Origin of the sequence: Roseibium sp. SCP14 (genome assembly GCF_040329475.1) — a bacterium.
Taxonomy (GTDB): Bacteria; Pseudomonadota; Alphaproteobacteria; order Rhizobiales; family Stappiaceae; genus Roseibium.
The window spans coordinates 1-328 of sequence record NZ_JBDZYH010000037.1; the positions used below are offsets into that span (position 1 = coordinate 1).

1 protein-coding gene is annotated in these 328 nt (G+C 65.9%); it reads right to left on the reverse strand.

Annotation, left to right across the window (positions count from 1 at the left end):
• The coding region (locus tag ABLQ08_RS32750; protein ID WP_352950924.1) for a transporter substrate-binding domain-containing protein at nucleotides 1–303 on the reverse strand (303 nt) is incomplete at its 3' end.
• Nucleotides 304–328 lie beyond the last annotated feature (25 nt).

The following is a 328-nucleotide window of genomic DNA, read 5'->3' on the forward strand; positions in this document are numbered from 1 at the left end:
GAAGCGGCCCGCAAGAAGGCCCGGGATCATCGCCCCGTAATCGACCACCACCGCCTCGACATTCTGGATGCCGAGCTCGTTCAGGACCGCCCGGGCAACGTCCGGGGCCGCACCGCCGATGTTGCCCTCGCCGTCGATCGAGCTGTAGGGCGGCTCGTTGGCAATGGCGATCTTCGCCGTGCCGGCCGCCCGCAACTCGTCAAGCTTGTCGCTGGCATGGGCCGGGCCGCTCAACGCGCCGGCAAGGGCAAGCCCCGACACGACGGCGGCTTTGGCCAGATAGGTTCCAGTTGCTTTCAACATCGTCTCCTCCACTTTTAAGCTGATG